Source organism: Streptomyces sp. NPDC048481, from assembly GCF_043200075.1.
Taxonomy (GTDB): Bacteria; Actinomycetota; Actinomycetes; order Streptomycetales; family Streptomycetaceae; genus Streptomyces.
This window is the reverse complement of the sequence record NZ_JBICXC010000008.1, coordinates 112508-137569: the sequence shown is the minus strand read 5'-3', so window position 1 is coordinate 137569 and position 25062 is coordinate 112508. Positions and strand designations below refer to the sequence as shown.

Annotated in this window: 19 protein-coding genes and 1 riboswitch; of the genes, 8 read left to right on the top strand and 11 right to left on the bottom strand. The window is 72.9% G+C overall.

Features of this window, described 5'->3' with window-relative positions:
* The first annotated feature begins 248 nt into the window (after nucleotides 1–248).
* Entirely contained in the window at nucleotides 249–1286 is a 1038-nt protein-coding gene (sepH, locus tag ACGFSH_RS23965; RefSeq protein ID WP_393351884.1) for a septation protein SepH, read from the top strand.
* Between the two features lie 188 nt (nucleotides 1287–1474).
* Here the strand turns inward: sepH and ACGFSH_RS23960 are convergent, their stop codons facing one another.
* A complete protein-coding gene (locus ACGFSH_RS23960) occupies nucleotides 1475–2326 on the bottom strand; it encodes a sulfurtransferase (protein WP_393351882.1) in 852 nt (283 codons plus the stop codon).
* Between the two features lie 220 nt (nucleotides 2327–2546).
* On the opposite strand from ACGFSH_RS23960, the gene ACGFSH_RS23955 reads away from it, so the two are divergent.
* A complete protein-coding gene (locus tag ACGFSH_RS23955; protein WP_393351880.1) occupies nucleotides 2547–3350 on the top strand; it encodes a VOC family protein in 804 nt (267 codons plus the stop codon).
* A 115-nt stretch (nucleotides 3351–3465) separates the two neighbouring features.
* Here the strand turns inward: ACGFSH_RS23955 and ACGFSH_RS23950 are convergent, their stop codons facing one another.
* The 4 genes from ACGFSH_RS23950 to ACGFSH_RS23935 all read right to left on the bottom strand — a co-directional run bounded on the left by ACGFSH_RS23950 (nucleotide 3466) and on the right by ACGFSH_RS23935 (nucleotide 8919).
* Nucleotides 3466–4113 carry a thymidine kinase gene (locus ACGFSH_RS23950; RefSeq protein ID WP_393351878.1) on the bottom strand — a complete coding sequence of 216 codons (648 nt, stop codon included), beginning with the start codon at nucleotides 4111–4113 and terminating at the stop codon, nucleotides 3466–3468.
* 59 nt (nucleotides 4114–4172) lie between these two features.
* The gene (locus tag ACGFSH_RS23945) at nucleotides 4173–5366 is read right to left on the bottom strand and encodes an alkaline phosphatase family protein (RefSeq protein WP_393351876.1); all 1194 of its coding nucleotides are present in this window, start codon (nucleotides 5364–5366) and stop codon (nucleotides 4173–4175) included.
* A complete protein-coding gene (locus ACGFSH_RS23940) occupies nucleotides 5366–5953 on the bottom strand; it encodes a DUF5998 family protein (RefSeq protein ID WP_069767461.1) in 588 nt (195 codons plus the stop codon). The genes ACGFSH_RS23945 and ACGFSH_RS23940 overlap by 1 nt, the downstream gene beginning before the upstream one ends.
* 155 nt (nucleotides 5954–6108) lie before the next feature.
* On the bottom strand, nucleotides 6109–8919 hold the full coding sequence (locus tag ACGFSH_RS23935; protein ID WP_393351873.1) for a GNAT family N-acetyltransferase: 2811 nt from the start codon (nucleotides 8917–8919) through the stop codon (nucleotides 6109–6111).
* 177 nt (nucleotides 8920–9096) lie between these two features.
* On the opposite strand from ACGFSH_RS23935, the gene ACGFSH_RS23930 reads away from it, so the two are divergent.
* On the top strand, nucleotides 9097–9378 hold the full coding sequence (locus tag ACGFSH_RS23930; protein WP_007385204.1) for an HPr family phosphocarrier protein: 282 nt from the start codon (nucleotides 9097–9099) through the stop codon (nucleotides 9376–9378).
* Nucleotides 9379–9522: 144 nt separating this feature from the next.
* Here ACGFSH_RS23930 and ACGFSH_RS23925 read toward each other — a convergent pair whose 3' ends face one another.
* The 4 genes from ACGFSH_RS23925 to ACGFSH_RS23910 all read right to left on the bottom strand — a co-directional run bounded on the left by ACGFSH_RS23925 (nucleotide 9523) and on the right by ACGFSH_RS23910 (nucleotide 14285).
* Entirely contained in the window at nucleotides 9523–10218 is a 696-nt protein-coding gene (locus ACGFSH_RS23925) for a GntR family transcriptional regulator (RefSeq protein WP_393351870.1), read from the bottom strand.
* A 188-nt stretch (nucleotides 10219–10406) separates the two neighbouring features.
* A complete protein-coding gene (locus tag ACGFSH_RS23920; RefSeq protein ID WP_393351867.1) occupies nucleotides 10407–11150 on the bottom strand; it encodes a M23 family metallopeptidase in 744 nt (247 codons plus the stop codon).
* A gap of 14 nt (nucleotides 11151–11164) precedes the next feature.
* Nucleotides 11165–11331, bottom strand: a riboswitch (cyclic di-AMP (ydaO/yuaA leader).
* A 219-nt stretch (nucleotides 11332–11550) separates the two neighbouring features.
* Nucleotides 11551–12939, bottom strand: coding sequence for a M16 family metallopeptidase (locus ACGFSH_RS23915; RefSeq protein ID WP_393351864.1), 1389 nt, complete (start codon nucleotides 12937–12939; stop codon nucleotides 11551–11553).
* Entirely contained in the window at nucleotides 12936–14285 is a 1350-nt protein-coding gene (locus ACGFSH_RS23910; RefSeq protein WP_393351861.1) for a M16 family metallopeptidase, read from the bottom strand. Before ACGFSH_RS23910 ends, ACGFSH_RS23915 begins: the two co-directional genes overlap by 4 nt.
* Nucleotides 14286–14556: 271 nt before the next feature.
* On the opposite strand from ACGFSH_RS23910, the gene ACGFSH_RS23905 reads away from it, so the two are divergent.
* Nucleotides 14557–17022, top strand: coding sequence for a DNA topoisomerase (ATP-hydrolyzing) subunit A (locus ACGFSH_RS23905; protein ID WP_393351859.1), 2466 nt, complete (start codon nucleotides 14557–14559; stop codon nucleotides 17020–17022).
* 139 nt (nucleotides 17023–17161) lie between these two features.
* Here the strand turns inward: ACGFSH_RS23905 and ACGFSH_RS23900 are convergent, their stop codons facing one another.
* On the bottom strand, nucleotides 17162–18388 hold the full coding sequence (locus tag ACGFSH_RS23900) for a GTP-binding protein (RefSeq protein ID WP_393351856.1): 1227 nt from the start codon (nucleotides 18386–18388) through the stop codon (nucleotides 17162–17164).
* A gap of 239 nt (nucleotides 18389–18627) precedes the next feature.
* On the opposite strand from ACGFSH_RS23900, the gene ACGFSH_RS23895 reads away from it, so the two are divergent.
* From ACGFSH_RS23895 to ACGFSH_RS23880, 4 genes are all read left to right on the top strand, one after another.
* On the top strand, nucleotides 18628–19875 hold the full coding sequence (locus ACGFSH_RS23895) for a citrate/2-methylcitrate synthase (protein ID WP_393351854.1): 1248 nt from the start codon (nucleotides 18628–18630) through the stop codon (nucleotides 19873–19875).
* 431 nt (nucleotides 19876–20306) lie between these two features.
* Nucleotides 20307–21248 (top strand): sucrase ferredoxin, encoded by a 942-nt coding sequence (locus tag ACGFSH_RS23890; protein ID WP_393351851.1) that lies wholly within the window; start codon nucleotides 20307–20309, stop codon nucleotides 21246–21248.
* 223 nt (nucleotides 21249–21471) lie between these two features.
* Entirely contained in the window at nucleotides 21472–23181 is a 1710-nt protein-coding gene (locus tag ACGFSH_RS23885) for an ATP-binding protein (protein ID WP_393351849.1), read from the top strand.
* Nucleotides 23178–23858, top strand: coding sequence for a response regulator (locus ACGFSH_RS23880; RefSeq protein ID WP_393351847.1), 681 nt, complete (start codon nucleotides 23178–23180; stop codon nucleotides 23856–23858). Before ACGFSH_RS23885 ends, ACGFSH_RS23880 begins: the two co-directional genes overlap by 4 nt.
* Nucleotides 23859–23872: 14 nt before the next feature.
* Here ACGFSH_RS23880 and ACGFSH_RS23875 read toward each other — a convergent pair whose 3' ends face one another.
* Nucleotides 23873–24931, bottom strand: coding sequence for an ABC transporter substrate-binding protein (locus ACGFSH_RS23875; protein ID WP_393351845.1), 1059 nt, complete (start codon nucleotides 24929–24931; stop codon nucleotides 23873–23875).
* Nucleotides 24932–25062 lie beyond the last annotated feature (131 nt).

The following is a 25062-nucleotide window of genomic DNA, read 5'->3' as shown; positions in this document are numbered from 1 at the left end:
GCCCGGTCTCCCGCCAGGACGTCCGGGGCCTCGCTGGACCGCCTGGAGGGGACTAGTTGCACAGGGTGACGGTGTTGGTCACTTAGCGTGGCGAATAGGTAACCGTGCCATAACGGCGACGCAGGGCCTGTGCCCGACACGCCGGGCAACTCGGCAAGGTTGTGGCAGGCTGCACCCGGGCAGGCCACACTCGACTAGCGGAAGCAGCGACGCACGTGACGTCGGCAGGCACCACCCGGGAGGTCCCCATGCCCGAACTGCGTGTCGTGGCCGTCTCGAATGACGGCACACGGCTGGTGCTGAAGGCTGCGGACAGCACGGAGTACACGCTTCCGATCGATGAGCGTCTGCGCGCCGCCGTACGCGGCGACCGTCCCCGCCTCGGCCAGATCGAGATCGAGGTGGAGAGCCATCTCCGCCCCCGCGACATCCAGGCGCGTATACGCGCCGGTGCGACAGCGGAAGAAGTCGCGCAGATGGCCGGCATCCCCGTCGACCGTGTGCGGCGTTTCGAGGGCCCTGTGCTGGCCGAGCGGGCCTTCATGGCCGAACGCGCCCGCAAGACCCCGGTCCGCCGGCCCGGCGAGAACACCGGTCCGCAGCTCGGCGAGGCCGTCCAGGAACGGCTGTTGATCCGGGGCGCCGAGAAGGACACCGTCCAGTGGGACTCGTGGCGCCGCGACGACGGCACCTGGGAAGTCCTGCTGGTCTACCGGGTCGCGGGCGAGCCGCACTCGGCGAGCTGGACGTACGACCCGCCCCGGCGGCTCGTCCAGGCCGTCGACGACGAGGCGCGTTCGCTGATCGGCGAGTCCGACGACCTGGCCGCGCCGGAGCCCAGCTTTCCGTTCGTGCCGCGTATCGCACGGCTGCCCCGCGACCGCCCGCTGGACCGCACCCTCGACCGGCCCAGCCTGCCGCCCCCGTCCGAACCGGACGAGGAGAGTGCCGGCGAGCGCGAACGCGACTCGCTGACCAGCCTGTTGGAGGCGGTGCCGAGCTTCCGCGGCGACATGGTCGTTCCGGAGCGGCCGACGGCCGAGCCCGTCACGGAGGAGCCCGACGAGCAGGAGGCCGTCGCCGAGGAGCCCCCGGCGCCCGCCGCCTCCGCCGGTTCCGCCTACGCGGACGTCCTCATGCCTCGTTCCGTCGGCAGCCACCGCGACCGTCTGGTCGGCGCCACCGACCGTCAGGCCGAGGCGGACGGCGTCCGCCCGGGGCGCCGGGCCGCGGTGCCCAGCTGGGACGAGATCGTGTTCGGCACCCGGCGCAAGAAGCAGGAGTGAGCCCCCCGGGGCGACAACTCCCCCGGGGCGCACGCCGGTTCGCGAGGCGCCTCGTGCATGTGTGAGGGCCATGTGTGCGGGCCGCACCCGGACAAGGTGCGGCCCTTGCGCGTGCCCGGCTCCCCGCCCTCGCCGGCCGCCCCTCGTCCGCCCGTACGAGAGGTCACGCGAGACGGATCACCGACGGTTCAGCGCGGGTCCGGGCCCACGGCGACCGGCCGGGACGGGTCCGCGGACCACTCCGACCAGGAGCCGACGTACAGAGCGGCCGGAATGCCCGCCACCGCGAGAGCCAGCACCTCGTGGGCGCCGGAGACGCCCGAGCCGCAGTAGACGCCCACCTGCACGCCGTCCGACGCCCCCAGCGCCTTGAAGCGGTCCCTCAGTTCGTCCGCGGGCAGGAAGCGGCCGTCCGGGGCGACGTTGTCGTTGGTGGGCGCGGACACCGCGCCCGGGATGTGCCCGCCGACCCGGTCGATCGGCTCGACCTCGCCCCGGTACCGCTCCCCCGCGCGCGCGTCGAACAACACGCCGGAACGGGCGAGGTCCGCCGCGCCGTCCGCGTCGAGCAGGCCGGTGGCGCCCGGCGCCGGCTCGAAGTCGCCCTCCTTGCGCGTGGGGACGTCCACCGACAGCCCGCCCTGCCACGCCGGCAGCCCGCCGTCGAGGACTCGCACGTCCGGGTGCCCCGCCCACCGCAGCAGCCACCACGCGCGGGCCGCCGCCCAGCCCTGCCCGCCGTCGTACACGACCACCGGCGTGCCGGCCGAGACGCCCGCCCGGCGCATGGCCGCGCCGAACTCCTCGATATCCGGCAGCGGATGACGACCGCGGTCGCCCGCCGGCCCCGCGAGGTCACTGTCCAGGTCCACGTAGACCGCGCCGGGCACATGTCCCGCCTCGTACGCGGCCCGGCCGTCGAACGGCGGCTCCCCTGCCGCCTTGGCCACGCTGAGCTGCCAGCGGACGTCGAGGACCACGGGGGGATTCGCCCCGGTCAGCTCGCCGGCCAGTTCCGATGCGGTGATGATGGCGTTCATGTCCCCCATCCTCGCGTACGGGGTGGCCCCGCCGCTCATGTCCGGCTACTCTGCTCCGCCGGACACGCTCGATCACGAGGCGTGCGGGAACGGACACGTGCCGTACAGGCGATCCAGCTACGACGACCAGCGCGCGTGCACCGGTGAGAAACCCCCGATCAGGCATCCTCCGAGGGCTGAAGCGACGCGGCCGCCACGAGTGGCCGAGGAGAGAGTGACGATGACCGAGGCAGGTGGGCCGGCCGGCCCGACCGGCACAGCACACGCACGCTACGCGCCCGGTACACCCTGCTGGGTGAGCCTGATGGCGCACGGGTTGACGGCGACTCAGGCGTTCTACGGTGAGCTGTTCGGTTGGGAATTCCAACCCGGTCCGCAGCAGCTCGGCCCCTACGTGCGGGCCATGCTGGACGGCCGCGAGGTGGCCGGCATCGGGCAGCTGGCCCCGGACCGTCACCTCCCCGTCGCCTGGACGCCCTACTTCGCCTCGGACGACGTGGACTCCACCGCCGAAACGGTCCGGCTGTGCGGTGGCACGATCGGCGTCGGCCCGCTGGAGGCCGCCGAAGCCGGACGGCTGGCGATCGGCTCCGACCCCTCCGGCGCCGTCTTCGGCGTCTGGCAGGCGGGCGCCCATGTGGGCACCGAGATCACCGGCGTCCCCGGCACGCCCGTCTGGTACGAGCTGACGACCTACGAGACGGCCGGCGTCCGCAAGTTCTACACGACGGTGTTCGGCTACGAGGAGCAGGCGGCGCCCACGGCCGACTTCGATCACGTGACCCTGCGCGTCGGCGGCCGCCCGGTGGCCGGCGTCCACGGGGTCGGCGCGGCGCTGGCCCGGGATCTGGGGCCGCACTGGACGACGTACTTCCAGGTGGCGGACGTGGACGCGGCGCTCACGCTCGTGGCCGGCCTCGGCGGGCGCGTCCTGGAAGCGGCGCACGACAGCGCGCACGGGCGCGTGGCGGCCGTGGCCGACCCCGAGGGCGCGCACTTCTCCCTGATCCAGGACGCGCGCTGAGCATCCGCCCCGGCCCGCCGCCGAACCGGGCCGGGGCCGTCGTCCCGGTCGGGCCGGACCGAGGGCGCGAGGCCTCGTCGCCGACGCGGTGCCCGGCCGGCGGGCCCGGCAGGCTCTAGACCTGCTGGACCGGCAGCACGTCGGGCGACAGGGCCGCCGCCCGCGCCGACGACGCCGTCATCCGGCGCCGGTGGTGACGTCGGCACAGGACCTCGTAGCCGATCGTGTCGGCCTGGTCGACGTCCCCGACGACGACCTGCGCGCCCTCGACGACCATGACGCCGCCCACGGTGCGGGCGTTGTGCGTGGCGCGGGCGCCGCACCAGCACAGCGCCTCGACCTGGAGCACCTCGACGCGGTCGGCGAGTTCGACGAGCCGCTGGGAGCCGGGGAACAGCTTGGAGCGGAAGTCGGTGGTGATGCCGAAGGCGTAGACGTCCATGCCGAGATCGTCGACCACGCGCGCGAGCTGGTCGATCTGCTCCTCGGCCAGGAACTGCGCCTCGTCGGCGATCACGTAGTCGGCGCGGCCGCCCTGCGAGAGGTGTTCCACCAGGTAGGCGTAGAGGTCCTGGCCGTCCTCCACCTCGACCGCGTCGGTGACCAGGCCCAGGCGGGAGGACAGCTTGCCCTGGCCGGCGCGGTCGTCACGGGTGAAGATCATGCCCTCCAGGCCGCGCGCGGAGCGGTTGTGCTCTATCTGGAGAGCCAGCGTCGACTTCCCGCAGTCCATGGTTCCGGAGAAGAACACCAGCTCGGGCATGGGGAGTCGAGCGCCTTTCGGTCAGGGAGAGGGAACTGCGGGGCGAGGCGGTTGCGGCGTCAGGAGCGTACTTCGAGCAGGGGGACGAACTGCTCGGCAGGGGTCATGGAGCCGTGGTTGCCGACCATGGCCGACTCCTTGGGCTCCCGCTCGGAGGCGACGATCAGGACGTCGTCCCGGGCGGCCGCGATCACGTCGCCGAGGCGGGCGTACACCCGCTCGTCGACCTGCGGACCGAACCAGCCCGCGGCGATGGCCTCGTCCCGCGAGGCGATCCAGAACTGCTCGCCGAGCACCTCGCGCCAGCAGGTCAGCACGTCGTCCGCGGCGCCCGGCACGGCGTAGACATGGCGGGCGCGGCCCTCGCCGCCCAGCAGGGCGACGCCCGCGCGCAGCTCCCAGTCCGCGTCGAAGTCGATGCGGTGCTCGTCGTCGAAGGGCACGTCGACCATGCCGTGGTCGGCGGTGACGTAGAGCGCGCTGCGCGGCGGGAGCTGCTCGGCGAGACGCTGGACGAGGCGGTCGACGTACATGAGCTGGCCGCGCCATGTGTCGGAGGCGACGCCGTAGCGGTGTCCGGCGCCGTCCAGTTCGGCGTAGTAGGTGTAGACGAGGGAGCGGTCCCCGGCGGCGAGTTGTTCGGCGGCGAGGTCCATGCGCTCCTCGCCGGTGAGCCGCCCGTGGAACGTTCCGCCGCTGAGCGCGATCTTGGTGAGCGGGGTGTTCTGGAAGGCGGGGGCCGACACCTGCGCGGCGTGCACGCCCGCCCGGTGGGCGAGCTGGAACACGGTCGGGTACGGCTGCCACGCTCCGGGCGCGGTCCACGGCTGCCAGCGGAGCTGGTTCATCAGCTCGCCGGTGTCGGGGTTGCGCACGGTGTAGCCGGGCAGGCCGTGCGCGCCCGGCGGGAGGCCGGTGCCGACGGAGGCGAGGGAGGTCGCGGTGGTCGCCGGGTAGCCGGCGGTCAACGGGCGGCCGGTGCCGCCGCGCGAGCTGCCGAGCAGGGCGTACAGGTAGGGCGCCTCGTCGCGGTGGGCTCTGATCTGCTCCCAGCCCAGGCCGTCGACGAGGAAGACGCAGTTGCGGTCCGCCGGCGTGAGTTCCGGGATCGCCGCGGTCATGCCGGGCACGGCCATGCCGGCGGCCAGCGTGGGCAGCAGGTCGGCGAGGGAGCCGGAGCCGTACTCGGGTACGGGGGCGGAGGCCACGGCGAGCGGCTCGGGGTAGTCCCAGGAGGGGGCGGACCGCTCCATCAGCGGGTGACGTCCGCGGTGGCTTCGGAGAGCGACTGCGCGAAGGCGAGAGCCTGGCGCACCGTCTCCGGGCCGTCCCCGGCCTCGCTCACGCGCAGGCTGAGGTCGTCCGCCGTCGAGCTGCCCGTGTAGCCGTGGTCGGCGTCGCAGTTGGGGTCGCCGCAGGCGGCGGGCTCCAGGTCGATGCGGGAGACGGCGCCCCAGCCGATGGTGAGCACGACCTCGCGGGGCAGTGCGCCCGGCGTGTACGACTCCGGGTTGGCGACCACCCGGCTGAGCACGACCGAGGAGATCCTGCCGAGCTTGACCGACTCCGTGGACGTCGTGGCGTACGGCGTCGGGGAGGTGCTGTCGGCGGCCTGCTCGTCGGTGTGGCTGACGATGAACCGGTTGCCGGTGAGCACGAGCACGGTCACGTGCCGGCGCACCTCGTTCTGGTCGAACGTGGTCTCCTGGTGGACCAGGAACGACCGGATCGGCTCGCCGCCCACGGCGGCCTCCACCGCCTCGGCCACGAGGGCCGGGTAGTAGCCGCTGCGCTCGATCGCCGCGCGCAGCCCCTGGGTCGTCGTACTGGTCTTGGCCATGCCCTCATCCTACGGGGACCCGCTGACTGCGGGGCACCGCTCGGGCGGGCTGCGACGGGCCCCGGCGGGCCCGGGGCGTCCGCGGCCGCCCCTTCGGCGTCCCGGCTGCCGGGAGCGTGGCCCGCGTCCGGGCGAGTGCCGTGTCGTCCGTCGGCTCAGTACGCCGGCAGGGTCCGCGGGCCGAGGTCGTCGCGCGCGGGCGGGGGCGCGAGGCGGACCGACGCGCCGAGGACGCTGACTCCGTGGGGTGCGACGACGACGGGTTCCAGGGTGACGGCGACGACCTCGGGGTGGTCGTCCACCAGCCGTGAGACGCGCAGCAGGAGCTCTTCCAGGGCCGGGGTGTCGACGGGCGTCGAGCCGCGCCAGCCGAACAGGAGCGGGGCCGTGCGGATGGAGCGGACCAGCGACGTGGCGTCGCGGTCGGTGACGGGGACGAGCCGGTGCGCCATGTCGCCGAGGAGCTGCGAGGCGGCCCCCGCGAGGCCGAAGGACAGCACCGCTCCGGCCGCCGGGTCGATGACCGCGCGCACGACGGTGTCGACGCCGCGCGGGGCCATCGCCTGGACGACCGGGCGGAGTTCCTGCGGCTTGCCGAAGAGTTCCGTCAATTCGGCGTAGGCCCTGCGCAGTTGGTCCTCGTCGGCCAGGTCGAGGCGTACGCCGCCCAGGTCGGCGCGGTGGCGCAGGTGCGGGGCGGTGGCCTTGAGGGCGACGGGGTAGCCGAGGTCGCGCGCGGCCCGCGCGGCCTCGTCGGGGGTGGGGGCGGGGATCGCCGGGCGGGTGCGGACGCCGTAGCGGCCGAGCAGCTCGCAGGTCTCCTCAGCGCCGAGGGTGAGGCCCTGTCCGCGCGCGAGGAGCCCGTCGATCAGCCGGGCGGCGCCCTTCTCGTCGATGTCGTCGTACTCGGGGACCTTGCCGGGGTCGGCCGCCTCGCGTCGCCACTGGGCGTACCTCACCGCCTCGGCGAGCGCGCGGACGGCGCGTTCGGCCGCTGGGTAGGCGGGGATGAGGCGGGCTCCCTCGGGCGCCTCGACGGCGGCCGGCTGGGTTTCGGCGTTCTCGGCCGCCGCACGCGCGCGTGCGGCGCCTTCCGCGCGGGGTGCGGTGCTCGCGGCGGCGGACAGAGCGGCCGCGAGGCCGCCGATCTCGACGTGCACGACGAGGACCGGCTTGGCGGGGGCCGCCGCGGCGGCCGAGCGCAGGGCCTGCGCGAGTTCCGCGTCCCCGGGCGAGCGTTCGCCGATCGCCGGGATCGCCGTCACGACCACGGCGTCGCACGTCTCGTCGGCCAGGGCCCGCGCCAGTGCCGCGTGGAAGTCCTCCGCCGAGGCCTCGGTCGTCAGGTCCGACGGCGGCAGCGGGCGCAGTCCTTCGGAGAGGCACGCGTCGTAGGTGAGCAGTCCGAGGGACTCGGAGTTGCCGAGGATCGCGACCCTCGGGCCGGGCGGCAGCGGCTGGCGGGCCAGCAGCAGGCCGGCGTCCACCAGTTCGGTGATGGTGTCGACGCGGATCACGCCCGCCTGCCGCAGCAGCGCCGACACGGTCGCGTGCGGCAGCCGGGTGGCCCGCACGGCGTGGCCCTGCGGGGCGGAACCGGCGCCCTGGACGACGACGAGGGGCTTGGCCGCCGCCGTGCGCCGCGCGAGGCGGGTGAACTTGCGGGGGTTGCCGATGGACTCCAGGTACATGAGGGCGACGTCGGTGTCGGGGTCGTCGTACCAGTACTGAAGGACGTCGTTGCCGGAGACGTCCGCGCGGTTGCCGGAGGAGACGAAGGTGGACACGCCGGTGACGCCGGTGACGCCTCCGCCGCGCCGGTGGAGGCGGGACAGCAGGGCGATGCCGATGGCGCCCGACTGGGCGAACAGGCCGATCCGCCCGGCCCTGGGCATCTCCGGGGCGAGGGAGGCGTTCAGGCGCACCCGCGGCGAGGTGTTGATGACGCCGAAGGCGTTGGGCCCGATGATCCGCATGCCGTACGCGCGTGCCTGGCGCACGAGCCGGCGCTGGCGCTCGCGGCCGTCGGGGCCGCTCTCGGCGTAGCCGGCGGAGAGGACGACGAGTCCCTGCACCCCGTGCTCGCCGCATTCGGCGACGGCCTCGGGGACGTGCTCGGCGGGGACGGCGACGACCGCGAGGTCGACCGGCTCCGCCACCTCCCGCACCGACCGGTGGGCGGGCACGCCGTCGAGTTCCTCGATGCCGTCCGGGAACGCCTTGTTCACCGCGTACAGACGGCCCGTGAAGCCGGCCTCGCGGAGGTTGCCGAGGACGCTGCGGCCTACGCCGCCCGGGGCGCGGCCGACGCCGATGACGGCGACGGAACCCGGCGCCAGCAGCCGTCCCACGGAGTGCGCCTCGGCGCGCTGCTCCCGCGCGCGTTGCACCGCCAGGGAGCGTTCGGTGGGTTCGAGGTCGAACTCCAGGCGGACGACGCCGTCCTCGAAGCTGCGTTTCTGGGTGTAGCCGGCGTCGGTGAACACCTTGATCATCTTGGTGTTGGCGGGGAGCACCTCGGCGGCGAAGCGGCGGATGCCGCGCTCGCGCGCGACGGCGGCGATGTGTTCGAGGAGCGCCGAGGCGACGCCGCGGCCCTGGTGGGCGTCCTGCACGAGGAAGGCGACCTCGGCCTCGTCGGCGGGCGAGGTGGCGGCCATGCCGTCCGGCCCGATGCGGTCGTAACGTACGGTGGCGATGAACTCGCCGCCCACCGTGGCCGCGAGCCCCACCCGGTCCACGAAGTCGTGGTGCGTGAAGCGGTGGACGTCCTTGGCGGACAGGCGCGGGTAGGGCGCGAAGAAGCGGTAGTACTTCGACTCGTCCGACACCTGCTCGTAGAAGCTGACCAGGCGCTCGGCGTCGTCGGCGGTGATGGGGCGGATGCGTGCGGTGCCGCCGTCGCGCAGCACCACGTCGGCCTCCCAGTGGGCGGGGTACTCGGGCCGGTCCGACGCGCTCTGCATGGGCCCCAGAGTACGGCTCGCGTACGACAACGGCGCGAGGCAGTCTGTGGGGGACGGACGCCGGATCGAGGCCGCGATCCGGCGACCGCGGCGGGAGAGGCCGGGCCTGGCTCTCCCTCACACGCGCCACGTGTGGAACACTGGTCTAGACAACCTGAACCTGAAGGGCAGCATCACATGGCTGAGCGCCGCGTCAACGTCGGCTGGGCCGAGGGCCTCCACGCCCGCCCCGCTTCCATCTTCGTCCGGGCCGCCACGGCCGCAGGCATCCCCGTGACGATCGCCAAGGCCGACGGCAACCCCGTCAACGCGGCCTCCATGCTGGCCGTCCTCGGCCTGGGCGCCCAGGGCGGCGAGGAGATCGTCCTCGCCTCCGACGCCGAGGGCGCGGACGCCGCCCTCGACCGGCTGGCCAAGCTGGTCGCCGAGGGCCTCGAGGAACTCCCCGAGACCGTCTGAGCACGTCGCCTTTTCGGCGAAGGGCCCGTCCGAAATCATCGGGCGGGCCCTTCGCGTTTCCCGTTCACGGACGCCATTTCCGTTCACGGGCAGGGAAAAACAACCCCCGTGAATTGTTCCCCCTCTTTGTATACGGCCTCCGCGTTAATTCCGAATTCCCGACGTGTTTACGGGATGTTGCGAGGTCCTCACACGGTCGGCGCGCCCCGGGCCGCCGGGAAAGCGCAGTCGGTGCGCCGGCGTCGAGCGCTCGGTGTGCAGCGCCGTGATCGCCCGCGCGCGCTCCCCGTCCCCGCGCGTCACCGCGTCCACGATCGCGCCGTGCTCCGCCCAGGACTCCACCGGATCGGCCGGGGCGTCCACCGTGTACATCCAGGCGATCTTGTGGCGCAGCTGGGTGAGCATCGACGTCAGGGCGGGGCTGCCGCAGGACTGGGCGAGCGTCTCGTGGAACCAGCCGCCCAAGGAGCGCAGGTCGTCGCTGCTGCCCCTCCTGGCCCGCTCCTGGCCCAGCCGGACGAGTCCGCGCAGCACCTTCAGATGGGCCTCGGTGCGCCGTTCCGCGGCCCGGCAGGCGCCGAGCGGCTCCAGCAGCATGCGCATCTCCAGCAGGTCTTGGGCCTCCTGCTCGGTCGGCTCCGCGACGCACGCGCCCGCGTGCCGGCGCGTGACCACGAAGCCCTCGGCCTCCAGCGTGCGCAGCGCCTCGCGGACGGGGACGCGGGAGACCCCGTAGCGGCGGGCGAGGAGTTCCTCGGTGAGGCGGCTGCCGCGCTCGTAGACGCCCGCGACGATGTCGTCCCGGACGGCCGTGCACACCGAGTGCGCCGGAATACGCATGACGGACCTCCGCCTTAATCCCCGTGAAACGCCGACGAGCGACGCGCTTTCATCGACTCTATTGCAGCGGACGGGAATTTCCGACGGCGGGCCGTAATCCATGAATGTTTTTTGGACGGAGCGCCCCGGGAAACGGCAAAGCCCCGGCCGAAGGGCCGGGGCTCGACGATCTGCCGTCGTGCGTCGGGTCAGACGTTCACGCCGTGGTTGCGGAGATAGGCGACCGGGTCCATGTCGGATCCGTACTCCGGCGTGGTGCGGGCCTCGAAGTGCAGATGCGGGCCGGTGACGTTGCCGGTGGCGCCGGAGAGGCCGATGCGCTGCCCCGGGGTGACCTGCTGCCCCACCGACACCTCGATGGACGACAGGTGACCGTACTGGGTGTACGTCCCGTCGTGCATCCGGATGACGACCTGGTTGCCGTAGGCCCCGCCCCAGCCGGCCTCGACCACGGTGCCGGAGCCGACCGCGTGCACGGTCGTGCCGCTGGCGGCGTGGAAGTCGATGCCGGTGTGGCTGCCGGAGGACCACAGCGAGCTGCTGGCCTGGTAGCCGGTGGAGACGTAGGAGCCGGCGATCGGCACCACGAAGGTGTTCAGGCGCTTGCGCTCGGCCTCGCGGGCGGCACGCACGCGTGCCTCGCGCTCCTCCACGGCCTTCTTGGCGGCGGCCTGCCGGGCGGCCTCCTCGAAGGCGGCCTGCTTCTGCACGGCGACCTGGTCGTCGATCTGCTCGACGACGGACTCGCCGGCGGTGACGACGGGGATCAGCCCGGTCTGCTCGGGGGTGGGCTCGGCGGCGAAGGCCGGGGCCGAGGCGACGGTGGCCATCACACCGGTGGTGGTGAGCGCCGCGACGCCCGCCGCGCGGACGGTGGTGCGCTGCATCCGGCTGGGCCGACGATGCTTCCCGGTGGCGCAGGTGAACGCCATGAAGTCAGCGGTGTCCTTTCCTTCCCTCTCGCCTACCGGGTTAGCTGACGGGTTCGGAGCAGGAAGGTCTCCTACGGACCCCCTCGCGCGTGCGCGGGCGTCCGATTCACCCCAGGGACTTCACAAGTGGGTCCCCGGCTCCCCTGGCTCGCGCCATGCGGGGACTCGGCGATGGCTGTCCGGTGCCGCGGGTGCGGCGCGGTGCCTGACGAACAGCCCGGATGACGCTAAGCGGCGCGGGTTTCAATCCTCAAACGAATCACGGGTTTTGTAGCGCATCCCACAGCACAGACGGGCGACTCCACCCCAATTCGGACACATGAGGGTCTCAATTCCCTCACGCGGAGGCCCCGGTGACGCTCACGTCGACCGGGGCCCACACGCGCGTGCCGTCACCGTGCTACTCCGCGGAGACGACCTTCACCTCACCGATGCCGAGGGCTTCGACCGGCTCCCGGATCTGCGCCGCGTCGCCCACCAGAACCGTCACCAGCCGGTCCACCGGGAAGGCGTTGACGGCCGCCGCGGTGGCCTCGACCGTGCCCGTCGCGGCGAGCTGCCGGTACAGCGTCGCCTGGAAGTCGTCGGGCAGGTGCTGCTCCACCTGGTCGGCGAGCGTGCCCGCCACGGCCGCGGCGGTCTCGAACTTCAGCGGCGCCACCCCGACCAGGTTCTGCACGGCGACGTCCCGCTCCGCGTCGGTCAGGCCCTCGGCGGCCAGGGTGCGCAGCACCTTCCACAGGTCGTCCAGCGCGGGACCGGTGTTGGGGGTGTCCACGGAGCCGCTGATGGCGAGCATCGCGGCGCCCGAGCCGTCCGGCGCGGAACGCAGGACCTGCCCGAAGGCGCGGACCCCGTAGGTGTAGCCCTTCTCCTCGCGCAGGACGCGGTCCAGGCGGGAGGTCAGGGTGCCGCCGAGGCAGTACGTGCCGAGCACCTGCGCGGGCCACACGCGGTCGTGCCGGTCCGCGCCGATCCGGCCGATCAGCAGCTGCGTCTGGACGGCGCCGGGGCGGTCCACGATGACGACCCTGCCCCTGTCGTCGGCGGTCACCGGCGGCACCGGCCGCGGCTCGGCCGCGGAGCCCGTCCAGGCGCCCAGGGTGTCGCCCAGGAGCTCCGCCAGGTCGACGCCGGTGAGGTCGCCCACGACCACGGCGGTGGCCGTCGCCGGGCGGACGTGCCGGTCGTAGAAGGCGCGCACGGCCGCGGAGTCGATCTTCTCGACCGTCTCCGCGCTGCCCTGGCGCGGGCGCGACATGCGCGCGGTGGCCGGGAACAGCTCCTTGGAGAGCTCCTTGGCGGCGCGCCGGGCGGGGTTGGCCAGCTCATGCGGGATCTCGTCCAGGCGGTTGCGGACGAGACGCTCCACCTCGCTGTCGGCGAACGCGGGGGCGCGCAGCGCGTCGGCGAGCAGCCCAAGGCCCTTGGCCAGCCTTGAGGCCGGCACCTCGAGGCTGAGACGGACGCCGGGATGGTCGGCGTGCGCGTCCAGAGTGGCTCCGCAGCGCTCCAGTTCGGCGGCGAACTCCTCGGCGGAGTGCTTGTCGGTGCCCTCGGAGAAGGCGCGCGCCATGATCGTGGCGACGCCGTCGAGACCGGCCGGCTCGGCGTCCAGGGGCGCGTCGAGGATGACCTCGACGGCGACGACCTGCTGGCCGGGGCGGTGGCAGTGCAGCACGGTCAGACCGTTGTCCAGCGCGGCGCGCTCGGGCGCGGGGAACGCCCACGGCTTGGCCTCGCCCGCCCGGGGCTGGGGGTGGAAGTCCATCGTGGCGAGCTCGGTCACCGGGCCGCCTCCTCGTTCTCGTCCTGGTCGGCGGGGGCTTCGGCGGCGGTCGGCTCGTAGACGAGCACCGCGCGGTTGTCGGGGCGCAGACGGGCCTTGGCGACCTCCCGCACCTCCTCGGGCGTCACGTCCAGCACCCGCTGGACCGCGGTGAGGGCGAGCTGCGGATCGCCGAACAGGACCGCGAAGCGGCACAGTTCGTCGGCGCGCCCGGCGACCGTGCCGAGGCGGTCGAGCCACTCGCGCTCCAACTGGGCCTGGGCGCGCTCCATTTCCTCGGCCGTGGGGCCCTCCTCGGCGAACCGGGCGAGCTCCTCGTCGATGGCGGTCTCGATGACGGGCACCTCGACGTCGCCGGACGTCTTCACGTCCAGCCAGCCCAGGGAGGGCGCTCCGGCGAGGCGCAGCAGGCCGAAGCCGGCCGCCACCGCCGTGCGGTCGCGGCGCACGAGCCGGTTGTAGAGGCGGGAGGACTCGCCGCCGCCGAGGACCGTGAGCGCCAGGTCCGCGGCGTCGCACGCGCGCGTGCCGTCCTCCGGCAACCGGTAGGCGGCCATCAGGGCGCGGGCGGGAACCTCCTCCTCGACGACCTCGCGGAGCTGCTCGCCGATGACGTCGGGCAGGCCGCCGTCGCGGGGGGCGGGCTTGCCGTCGTGACCGGGGATGGAGCCGAAGTACTTCTCGACCCACGCGAGGGTCTGCTCCGGGTCGATGTCGCCCACCACGGAGAGCACCGCGTTGTTGGGCGCGTAGTACGTGCGGAAGAACGCGCGCGCGTCCTCCAGCGTCGCCGCGTCCAGATCGGCCATCGAGCCGATCGGCGTGTGGTGGTACGGGTGGCCCTCCGGGTAGGCGAGAGCGGTCAGCTTCTCGAAGGCCGTGCCGTAGGGGACGTTGTCGTACCGCTGGCGGCGCTCGTTCTTGACGACGTCGCGCTGGTTCTCCATCGACTCGTCGTCGAGCGCGGTGAGCAGGGAGCCCATCCGGTCCGCCTCCAGCCAGAGGGCGAGCTCCAGCTGGTGGGCGGGCATGGTCTCGAAGTAGTTGGTGCGCTCGAAGCTGGTGGTCCCGTTGAGGGACCCGCCCGCGCCCTGGACCAGTTCGAAGTGCCCGTTGCCCTTGACCTGCCCGGATCCCTGGAACATCAGGTGCTCGAAAAGGTGAGCAAGGCCGGTACGCCCCTTGACTTCGTGGCGTGAGCCGACGTCGTACCAGAGGCACACCGCCGCGACGGGGGTCAGATGGTCCTCCGACAGCACCACGCGCAGCCCGTTGGCCAGGCGGTGCTCGGTCGCTGTCAGGCCCCCGGAGCCTGCCTGGGCTGTGGCCGTGTGACCCATGGGCATGTACGTCCCTTCCGATCGCGGACGCGGTCGTCGAAACCGCGGTTTTCCTGCCGGTCCTGCCACTGTATGCAAGCGTGCGGACGGTCGGCGAAGTTCCCGGGCGACGTACGCCGAGAGCGAGATCGCGTAGCCTGCGGGCAGCCGTGGAGGAGGTGCCTTCGCGTGCGGGCCCGGACGGCCCACGCCGGGTCCTCGCCCGCTCTGTCAGTGCCACGGTCCACAATGGTCCGCATCAGATCCCGTCACACGCCCCAGCAAGGAGCCGGCAGCGATGGCCCGCCGCAGCACGAAGACCCCGCCGCCCGACGACTCGTACGAGGAGCGCATCCTCGACATCGACGTCGTCGACGAGATGCAGGGCTCCTTCCTCGAGTACGCGTACTCGGTCATCTACTCCCGCGCCCTGCCGGACGCCCGTGACGGCCTGAAGCCGGTGCACCGCCGCATCGTCTACCAGATGAACGAGATGGGCCTGCGCCCCGAGCGCGGCTACGTCAAGTGCGCCCGCGTCGTCGGCGAGGTCATGGGCAAGCTGCACCCGCACGGAGACGCGTCGATCTACGACGCCCTCGTGCGCATGGCCCAGCCCTTCTCCATGCGGCTCCCGCTGGTCGACGGCCACGGCAACTTCGGCTCGCTGGGCAACGACGACCCGCCGGCCGCCATGCGGTACACCGAGTGCCGTCAGGCCGCGGCGACGAGCCTGATGACGGAGTCGATCGACGAGGACACGGTCGACTTCGCGCCCAACTACGACGGCCAGGAGCAGGAGCCGGTCGCGCTGCCCGCCGCCTTCCCGAACCTCCTGGTCAACGGTGCCTCCGGCATCGCCGTCGGCATGGCCACCAACATGCCGCCGCACAACCTGGGCGAGGTCGTCGCGGCCGCCCGCCACCTCATCCGGTATCCCGGCGCGGACCTCGACGCCCTGATGAAGTTCGTCCCCGGCCCCGACCTCCCCACCGGCGGCCGCATCGTCGGCCTCTCCGGCATCCGGGACGCCTACGAGAGCGGCCGCGGCACCTTCAAGATCCGCGCCACGGTGGCGGTGGAGACCGTCACGGCCCGCCGCAAGGGCCTGGTCGTCACCGAACTGCCCTTCACGGTCGGCCCCGAGAAGGTCATCGCGAAGATCAAGGACCTCGTCGGCTCGAAGAAGATCCAGGGCATCGCCGACGTCAAGGACCTCACCGACCGCGCGCACGGCCTGCGTCTCGTCATCGAGATCAAGAACGGCTTCGTGCCGGAAGCGGTCCTGGAGCAGCTCTACAAGCTGACGCCGATGGAGGAGTCCTTCGGCATCAACAACGTGGCGCTGGTCGACGGACAGCCGCTCACGCTGGGTCTGAAGGAACTGCTGGAGGTCTACCTCGACCACCGCTTCAACGTCGTGCGCCGGCGCAGCGAGTTCCGCCGCACCAAGCGCCGCGACCGGCTGCACCTGGTCGAGGGCCTGCTGACGGCTCTCGTCGACATCGACGAGGTCATCCGGCTGATCCGCTCCAGCGACAACAGCGCGCAGGCCAAGGAGCGCCTCATGGAGCGCTTCTCGCTGTCGGAGATCCAGACCCAGTACATCCTGGACACGCCGCTGCGCCGCCTGACCCGGTTCGACCGCATCGAGCTGGAGGCGGAGAAGGAGCGGCTCAACGAGGAGATCGCCGAGCTGACCCGGATCCTCGAGTCGGACGCCGAGCTGCGCAAGCTGGTCTCGGCCGAACTGGCCGCGGTCGCCAAGAAGTTCGGCACCGAGCGCCGCACGGTGCTGCTGGAGTCCTCGGGCTCCACCACCGCGGCCGTGCCGCTGCAGGTCGCGGACGACCCCTGTCGCGTACTGCTGTCCTCCACGGGCCTGCTGGCCCGCACCGCGAACGCCGAGCCCTTCGCCGACAGCTCCGAGGACACGGACGGGCGGCGCACCAAGCACGACGTGATCGTCTCGGCCGTCCCCGCCACCGCGCGCGGGGAGATCGGCGCCGTCACCTCGGCGGGCAGACTGCTGCGGATCAACGTCGTCGACCTGCCGCAGCTCCCCGACACCGCCTCGGTGCCCAACCTGTCGGGCGGCGCCCCACTGGCGGAGTTCGTCTCCCTGGAGGGCGACGAGACGGTGATCTGCCTGACCACGCTCGACGAGTCCTCCCCGGGTCTGGCCATCGGCACGGAACAGGGCGTCGTCAAGCGGGTCGTGCCCGACTACCCGTCCAACAAGGACGAACTGGAGGTCATCGGCCTCCGGGACGGCGACCGGATCGTCGGCGCGGTCGAGCTGCGCACCGGCGAGGAGGACCTGGTCTTCATCACCGACGACGCCCAACTGCTGCGCTACCAGGCGGCGCAGGTGCGACCGCAGGGCCGTCCGGCGGGCGGTATGACGGGCATCAAGCTCACCGAGGGCGCCAGGGTGATCTCGTTCACGGCAGTGGATCCGGCGGCGGACGCGGTCGTCTTCACCATCGCGGGCTCGCGCGGAACGCTGGACGACTCGGTCCAGACGACCGCCAAGCTCACCCCGTTCGATCAGTATCCGCGCAAGGGCCGGGCCACCGGCGGCGTGCGCTGCCAGCGGTTCCTGAAGGGCGAGGACTGCCTGTCCCTGGCCTGGGCGGGCCCCGTACCGGCCAAGGCGGCGCAGAAGAACGGTCTGCCGGCCGACCTCCCCGAGATCGACCCCCGCCGGGACGGCTCGGGCGTGTCACTCCCGAAGACGGTCGCCGTGGTGGCGGGACCGGTCTAGATCGGGGCTTCGGGGCCTCGCCGGCGCCTGCCTCTCCGGTTCACTTCGGAGTTCCGGAGCTTCGGCACTCCGAAGCTCCGGCTCTCCGGCTCTCCGGCTCTCCGGCTCTCCGGCTCTCCGGCTCTCCGGCTCTCCGGCTCTAACGGAAGGTGCGGTCCCCGGGGCCCTCGGGCCGCCCGGAATCCTCGGGTTCGCCGGGGACTCCGGGGTCGACGAAGTCCCCGAGATCGTCGAAATCCCCCGCTTCGTCGGCAAGTCCGTTGCTGCCGGGATCCCCGGATCCGTCGTCGCGGGCCTCGGAGCGCCCGGCGTCCCCGGGGTTCTCGAGATCCTCGGGGTCCTGGACGTACCGAAGCACGCCCCACATCTCGTGTTCGCCCGCGGGCGGGGCGTCGCTCACACAGGCCTCCAGCGCCTGGCCGAGGGCGGCGGCGTCGATGCCGGAGCCGATGAGGACGAGCTCGGTGCGGCGGGGGTCGTCGCCGGACGGCCAGGGCTCAGGGTGGAACCGGAGGAAGCGTCCGACAGCGTGTACGGCGTACCGGTTGACCGGATCATGTGGACCGAAGTCAACGTATCCCTTGATCCGGTACAGCCCTTCCGGCCGGCTGTCCAGGAAGTCCAGCAACCGTCGTGGCGCCAACGGCACTTCGGAGGTGAACGAGAGGCTGTCGTAGGCGGTGTGAAGGTGCTCGGCGTGGTCGTCCGCGTCACGGTCGTGCAGGTCGTCGAAGGTCAGCTGCCCGACGCGCTCCTCACTCGGCCTGCAGTCGAAGAGGAACTCCGGGTCGATGCGGCCGTAGGTGGCGGGGACGACGGCCGCGCCGTCGGCCAGCGAACGCACCAGCTCCAGCACCCGGCCGGCGTCGGGCGCGCGGTCGAGCTTGTTGACCACGACCAGGTCGGCCAGGCCCAGGTGCCGGTCGATCTCGGGGTGTTTCACCCGGGTGTCGTCGAACTCGGCCGCGTCGACGACCTCGACGAGTCCGCCGTACACGATCCGCGGATGGTCGGTGGCCAGCACCATCCGCACGAGTTCCTGCGGCTCGGCGAGACCGCTCGCCTCGATCACTACGACATCGATGCCGAGGGCCGGACGGGCCAGTCGTGCGAGGTAGGCGTCGAGGTCACTGCTGTCGACGGCGCAGCACAGGCATCCGTTGCCGAGGGAGACCGTGGAGTCGCCGAGCGCGCCGGCCACCGCCATGGCGTCGATCTCGATGGCGCCGAAGTCGTTGACGATCGCGCCGATCCGGCTGCCTCCGCTGCGGTGCAGCAGATGGTTGAGCAGGGTCGTCTTGCCGGAGCCGAGGAATCCGGCGAGCACGACGACCGGGATCTGCTGCGGACTGCGGCTCTGTGACACGTACGACCTCTCTTGCGCCTGCTTCTGCACCGGTTCGCGGCCCGGCGCACCCACGGGACGGGCCGCGGCCCAGAATACGAGCCGACCGGGCCGCCGCGGCTCCACGCCCGCCGCGCGCCACCGGCCCCGCCTGCCGCGTCCGGCCGACGGCGATCCGGCGACGGTCCGCGCACCGCCCTGGAACTCCGTTGTCCACAGGCACGGATTCCACACCTGCGCCAGTCGATACCGTGATCCCCATGCGCGATCAGGAAACCGGCCCCGGCCACCCCGAACGACGGCTGAGCACCAGGGAGGCCGCCGACCTGCTCGGGGTGAAACCCGACACCGTCTACGCGTACGTCAGCCGCGGGCGGCTGAGCAGCAGACGCGCGCCCGGCGGGCGGGGCAGCACCTTCGACGCCCGGGAGGTCGAGGCTCTCGCGCGGCGCACGGGGCGCGAGGGCGGCGGTCTGGGCTCGGAACCGTCCGTGCGCACGCATCTCACCCTCATCGACAGGGACCGCTACTACTTCCGGGGCGTGGACGCGGTCGCCCTGACGGCCCGCCACTCCTACGAGGAAGTCGCCGAGTGGCTGTGGACGGGCCTGCTCCACGAGGGGTCCGTCTTCACCGCGCCCGAGGCGTCGGTCGAGGCCGCCCGCCGTGTCGTGGACGCCCTGCCCGAACACACCGGCCCCACCGACCGGTTGCGGGTCGCGGCCGTCGCCGCGGCGGCCGCGGACCCGCTGCGTTTCGACCTGTCCGGGGAGGCGGTACTCGCCACCGCGCGCGTCCTGATCCCCACCCTGGTCGCCGCTCTGCCTCCCAAGCGTCACACCCACCGCGACGGCGACTCGATCGCGGGCCGTCTGTGGGGGCGGCTCAGCGAGCGGCCCGCCGGCAAGGCGCAGTTGCACGTCCTGGACACGGCTCTCGGTCTGCTCGCCGACCACGATCTGGCCGCCTCGACGCTCGCGGTGCGCGTCGCCGCCTCGGCCCGCGCGCACGCCTACGCGGCCGTGTCCGCCGGGCTCGGCGTGATCGAGGGGCCGTTGCACGGCGCGGCCGGCGGGCTCGCCCACCGCATGCTGCTCGACGTCCTGGACCTCGGCAGCGCGGGTCCCGTGGTCGCGCAGGAACTGCGGGCCGGCCGTCGCATCCCCGGTCTCGGCCATCGGCTCTATCCCGGCGAGGATCCACGCGCGGGTGCCCTGTTCGCCCTCCTGGAGGAGATCCCGGAGGCCGCGCCCGCCCTCGCCGCGGCCCGGGACGTCGTGGCCACCACCGCCCGCCACGCCCCGCTGCACGCCAACGTGGACCTGGCTCTCGCCGTCCTCACCGCGTCGAGCGGGATGGAGGCCTCGGCCGCGGAGACGATCTTCGCCGTCGCCAGGACGGCGGGCTGGATCGCGCACGCCCTGGAGGAGTACGGCGAGCGCCCCCTGAGGATGCGCCCGAGCGGACACTACGTCGGCCCGAGGCCGCCCCAGCCCCTGCCCGGGTGAGAGCGGGCCGCCAGGGGGCGTCGCCGGACGACCCCTGGCGGCCCGGCCGCAGCGCGGCCGGACATCCGGAGACCCCGAGCACGCGGAGCACCCCGAGCACCTCGAGCACTCCGAGCACTCCGAGGCGGGTCCGCCCGGGGGTCCTCCCGCACCCCCACGCGGCCGCGCGGATACCGGGCGGACGCGCGGAGCGTGGTCGGCCGCGGGGCGCGCCGACCTGCGGGTTCTTGGCGGGCGCTGACCGTGATCTGCCGCTGCGGCCGACGGTCCCCGGCCGGCGGCCCCAAGGGCGTCGGCCTCTGAGTGCCGAAACCGCGGACCACGGCCAGACGTCGGCCCCCTGCAGAGAGGGTCTTCCCGGACTCGCCTCAGGACGACTGTCGGACCGGGCCGGAAGTCGTCCGGAGCCGAGTCAGGTTAGGCTCACCTCTGTGAGTACGTGCGCGACCGTCTCGCGGGACCTCGACGAGCCCCTCTCCGGAACCGCGGCCACGGCAACCACCTGGCTGCTCCTGGAGCAGCCCGGCCCCTGGGGCGCCAGAGCGCTGGTCTCGAGTCACCTGGACCCCTCCCTGGGCCGCGCCCTGGAGGCGGCCGCGCAGGGCACCGGGGTGCGCATCGCGCTCATCCGGCGTCCCGGCCCCCACGCGGACTTCGGCGCCCCGCCGCTGCGGCAGGTGTACGCCGCCCACACCGTCCCGGGGCGGGTGTGGCTGCACGGCGCCGCGACCCACGATCCGCGCCGGTTGCTGGACCTCGATTTCGCCGCGCTCGGCCAGGGCGACCACCGCACCTTCGACGACGCGCTGCGCGGCAGGCCGCACACGGGCGACCCGCTCGCGCTCGTCTGCACCAACGGCAAGCGCGACCGCTGCTGCGCGCTCCTCGGCCGTCCGCTGGCCGCGCAACTGGCCGCCTCGGGGGTGCGGGGCACATGGGAGGTCACCCATCTGGGCGGCCACCGCTTCTCCCCCACCGTGCTGGTCCTGCCGCACGGATACGCGTACGGCCGCGTCGAGGCCCACACCGTCAGGGAGGTCCTGCACGGTGTCCAGGACGGCCGGATCGTCCTGCGGGGATGCCGGGGCAGTTCCGCGTGGGAGCGGCCCGGCCAGGCGGCGGAACTGGCGGTGCGCGAAGCGACCGGTGAGGACGCGGCGCAGGCCCTGAGCGTCGTGCGGACCGCCGGTGGCGCGCCGCGATGGGAGGTGACCGTCGCGCACACCGACGGGCGCCACTGGGAGGTCGTCGTGGACCAGGTCGCCGCGTCGCCGCCCCGGCCGGAGAGCTGTGGGGCGTCGGTCCTCGGCGCGCCCGCGCGGATGGACGTCGTGGCGGTGCGGGAACTGACGGGCGCGGCATCGGCCGGCTGAGCGATGTGAGCGATGCAGGTTCGCGCGCCCTGGGCAGGGACGCTCCGGGCGCGAGGACCGGGGTTTCGTCGGCCTCCGCGGGCTACGAGGCTTGCGCGCGAACATGACGACCATGACGCCGTCATGCATGGATGCGGCCGAACCGTTTCCTCTTGAGTCGGTCAAGAGATCCCCATCACTCACCCCTACGGTTGTGCGGCCCCGTCCACGTACCGTCTTGGGTATGAGCCCCACTCCCCCCGCCCGCCGCCTGCGCCTCGGGATGCCGCGGCGCATGTTCTCGCAGCTTCTGCTCATGCAGCTGGCGATCGCCGCGGGGGTCGTGGTCCTCGCCACCGGACTGTTCCTCGCCCCCCTCGGCGACCAGCTCGACGACCAGGCGATGCGCCGTGCGCTGGCCATCGCACAGACCACCGCGGCGGTGCCGCAGATCGCCGAGGACCTCCAGCATTCACGTCCGACGGTCGACGGGCCGGTGCAGCAGGAGGCCGAGCGGATCCGCAAGGCCAGCGGTGCCGAGTACGTCGTGGTGATGGACCCGCACGGCATCCGCTGGTCGCACCGGGAACCCGCCGAGGTCGGCGGCCATGTCTCGACCGACCCCGGTGACGCCTTGCGCGGCGAGGACGTCATGGAGATCGACAGCGGGACCCTGGGCCGCTCGGCCCGCGGCAAGGTCCCGCTGCGCGACGACCAGGGCAAGATCATCGGTGCCGTCTCGGTCGGCATCGAGTACGACAGCGTGCGCGCCCGGCTCATCCACGCGATCCCCGGTCTGTTCGCCTACGCCGGGGGCGCGCTGGCGGTGGGGGCGCTGGCGGCCTGGCTCATCTCCCGGCGGGTCCAGCGGCAGACCCGCGACCTGGCCTTCTCCGACATCTCCGCGCTGCTCGCCGAGCGCGAGGCGATGCTGCACGGCATCCGGGAGGGCGTCGTCGCGCTGGACCGGGCCGGCCGCGTCCGCCTGCTCAACGACGAGGCGCAGCGCCTGCTGGGCATCGGCGACGAGGCGGTGGGCGCGCTCCCCGACGCGGCACTCGGCGAGGGACGCACCGCCGACGTGCTGGCCGGCCGGGTGGACGGCACCGATCTGATCGCCGTGCGCGGCCAGCGCGTCCTGGTCGTCAACCGCATGCCCACCGACGACGGGGGCGCCGTCGCCACCCTGCGCGACCGCACCGAGCTGGAGCAGCTCGGCCGTGAACTCGACTCGACGCACGGTCTCATCGACGCGCTGCGGGCCCAGGACCACGAGCACGCCAACCGGATGCACACCCTGCTGGGCCTGCTGGAACTGGAGATGTACGACGACGCCGTGGAGTTCGTCGGCGAGGTGGTCGGCGATCACCGGGCGACGGCGGAACAGGTGACCGAGAAGATCGGTGATCCTCTGCTCGCCGCGCTGCTCGTCGGCAAGGCGACCGTCGCGGCCGAACGGGGCGTCGCCCTGTGGGTCTCCGACCGGACCCGGCTGCCCGACCGGCTGGTCGATCCGCGCGGACTCGTCACCGTCGTCGGCAACCTGGTGGACAACGCGCTCGACGCCGTCGCGGGCACGCCTCACGCGCGTGTGGAGGTCGAACTGCGCGCCGAGGGGCGTACCGCCGTGCTGCGGGTGCGGGACACCGGCCCCGGCATCCCCGTCGAGCAGCGCGAGCTGGTCTTCACGGAGGGCTGGTCCACGAAGAAGCCGCCCGCCCACGGCAAGCGCGGCATCGGGCTCTCTCTGGTGCGCAGGCTCGCCGAGCGGCAGGGCGGCAGCGCGGCGGTGGGCGAGGCGACCGGCGGGGGCGCCGAGTTCACCGTCGTCCTGCCGGAGGCGTTGACGGAGCCCGGCGTCCCGGCCGGCCCGCCTGGGCCGAGGTCCGGCCCGCAGCCCGTCCTGACCGCCCCGGCGGCGGGCGCGGGCGCCGTCGAGGAGGGGTCGCGGTGATCGAGGTCCTGGTGGTGGACGACGACGCCCGGGTCGCCCGGGTCAACGCCGCCTACGTGGAGAAGGTGCCCGGCTTCCGGGTGGCGGGCGAGGCCCACAGCGCGGCCGAGGCGCTGCACCGGCTGGCGACGCTGCCCCGTGTGGACCTCGTCCTGCTGGACCACTACCTGCCCGACGAGACGGGTCTGGAGGTCGTCCAGGAGATGCGCCGGCGCGGTCACCAGACCGACGTGATCATGGTGACCGCCGCGCGGGACGTCGGGACGGTGCAGGCCGCCATGCGCCAGGGCGCTCTGCAGTATCTGGTGAAGCCGTTCGCCTTCGCCGGTCTGCGGGCCAAGCTGGAGGCCTACGCGGATCTGCGCCGCACCCTGGACGGCGGCGGCGAGGCCGAGCAGGCCGACGTCGACCGGATCTTCGGCGCGCTGTCGGCCCGGTCGGAGCCGGGTCTGCCCAAGGGGCACTCCCCCACCACGGCCGAACTCGTACGGCAGGCGCTGATGAGCGCCGAGGGGCCGCTGTCGGCCCAGGAGATCGCCGACCGGACGGGGGTGAGCCGGCAGACGGCCCAGCGCTATCTGAAGCTTCTGGAGCGTACGGGGAGAGCCCGTCTGACCCTGAAGTACGGCGACGCGGGCCGCCCGGAACACCGTTACGTGTGGGCGACCCGCGCCTGAGGGCGCTCGATCCGTCAGCCCGTCGCCTTCTGGACGAACTCGGTCGTGTACGTCTTGTCGAGGTCGACCTCGGCGTTCTGGATGTTCGGGTTGAACGCCTTGAGGACCTTCTCCACCGTCTCCGGGCCGTTCTTGGGCATCACGCCGTCCGTGGTGAACATGGGCAGCGTGTTCTTGATGGCCACCGAGTACAGCATCTTGTTGCCCTGCGAGTAGTCGGCCGGCATCTTGTCGGCGATGTCGCTCGCGCTGTGGGTGGACATCCACTTGAGCGTCTTGACGAATGCATTGGCCAACTTCTGGACGGTGTCCTTGTGGCTGTTGACCCAGCTCGTCTGCATGTACAGGCTTGACGACGGGTAGGGGCCGCCGAGCGCCTCCTGGGATCCCTGCGGCGTACGCATGTCGAGGAGGATCTTCCCGGCCTTCTTGTCCAGGATCGTCGCCACGGTCGGGTCCGTCGTCATGCCTCCGTCGATGGCGCCTTGTTGCAGCGCCGCGATGAAGGTCGGCCCGGCCCCCACGGCGACCGGGGTGAACTCGCTGACCTTGACGCCGTTCTTGACGGCGAGGTACTTGGTGAGGAAGTCGGTGGACGAGCCGAGGCCGGTGATGCCGAGCTTCTTGCCCTTGAAGTCCTTGGGCGAGGCAATGTCGTCCTCGGCCTTCGTCGACACGATCTCCACCTCGCCGGGCGCCTGCGAGAACTGGACGACTGACTCCACCTCCTTGCCCTTCACCTGAAGGTCGAGGGTGTGGTCGTAGAAGCCGACGGCGCCCTGCACCTGGCCGGAGACGAGCGCGGTCTCGGCCTGCACACCGGCCGGTTCGCTCAGCAGCTCGACGTCGAGTCCCTCGGCGTCGAAGAAGCCCAGGCGCTGGGTGAGCATCGCGGGCAGATAGATGACCTTGTCCAGGCCGCCGACCATGATCTTGACCTTGGTGCCCTTGCCGTCGCCCTTGCTGTCGGCGCCGGAGGACGCCGTGGCGGCGTCGTTGGCGCAGGCGGTGAGCGAAGAGAGGGCGAGGAGACCGGCGGCGGCCACGGCCGCGTATCTGGTGGGTGTGCGCATGGCGGGGTTCACGTCCTTGTGAGAAGGCGCTGCGGAAGGCTGCGAGGTTCGCGGGAAGGGAGGGCGGTGCGGGGGACGGCCGGCGCGGAAGGCAGGGCACGCCGGGGCGTCCCGGACGTCCGGGTGTTCGA

Coding starts and splice junctions, on each gene's coding strand:
- sepH (WP_393351884.1), top strand. CDS start 249: ATGCCCGAACTGCGTGTCGTGGCCGTCTCGAATGACGGCACACGGCTG.
- ACGFSH_RS23960 (WP_393351882.1), bottom strand. CDS start 2,326: ATGAACGCCATCATCACCGCATCGGAACTGGCCGGCGAGCTGACCGGG.
- ACGFSH_RS23955 (WP_393351880.1), top strand. CDS start 2,547: ATGACCGAGGCAGGTGGGCCGGCCGGCCCGACCGGCACAGCACACGCA.
- ACGFSH_RS23950 (WP_393351878.1), bottom strand. CDS start 4,113: ATGCCCGAGCTGGTGTTCTTCTCCGGAACCATGGACTGCGGGAAGTCG.
- ACGFSH_RS23945 (WP_393351876.1), bottom strand. CDS start 5,366: ATGGAGCGGTCCGCCCCCTCCTGGGACTACCCCGAGCCGCTCGCCGTG.
- ACGFSH_RS23940 (WP_069767461.1), bottom strand. CDS start 5,953: ATGGCCAAGACCAGTACGACGACCCAGGGGCTGCGCGCGGCGATCGAG.
- ACGFSH_RS23935 (WP_393351873.1), bottom strand. CDS start 8,919: ATGCAGAGCGCGTCGGACCGGCCCGAGTACCCCGCCCACTGGGAGGCC.
- ACGFSH_RS23930 (WP_007385204.1), top strand. CDS start 9,097: ATGGCTGAGCGCCGCGTCAACGTCGGCTGGGCCGAGGGCCTCCACGCC.
- ACGFSH_RS23925 (WP_393351870.1), bottom strand. CDS start 10,218: ATGCGTATTCCGGCGCACTCGGTGTGCACGGCCGTCCGGGACGACATC.
- ACGFSH_RS23920 (WP_393351867.1), bottom strand. CDS start 11,150: ATGGCGTTCACCTGCGCCACCGGGAAGCATCGTCGGCCCAGCCGGATG.
- ACGFSH_RS23910 (WP_393351861.1), bottom strand. CDS start 14,285: ATGCCCATGGGTCACACGGCCACAGCCCAGGCAGGCTCCGGGGGCCTG.
- ACGFSH_RS23905 (WP_393351859.1), top strand. CDS start 14,557: ATGGCCCGCCGCAGCACGAAGACCCCGCCGCCCGACGACTCGTACGAG.
- ACGFSH_RS23895 (WP_393351854.1), top strand. CDS start 18,628: ATGCGCGATCAGGAAACCGGCCCCGGCCACCCCGAACGACGGCTGAGC.
- ACGFSH_RS23885 (WP_393351849.1), top strand. CDS start 21,472: ATGAGCCCCACTCCCCCCGCCCGCCGCCTGCGCCTCGGGATGCCGCGG.
- ACGFSH_RS23875 (WP_393351845.1), bottom strand. CDS start 24,931: ATGCGCACACCCACCAGATACGCGGCCGTGGCCGCCGCCGGTCTCCTC.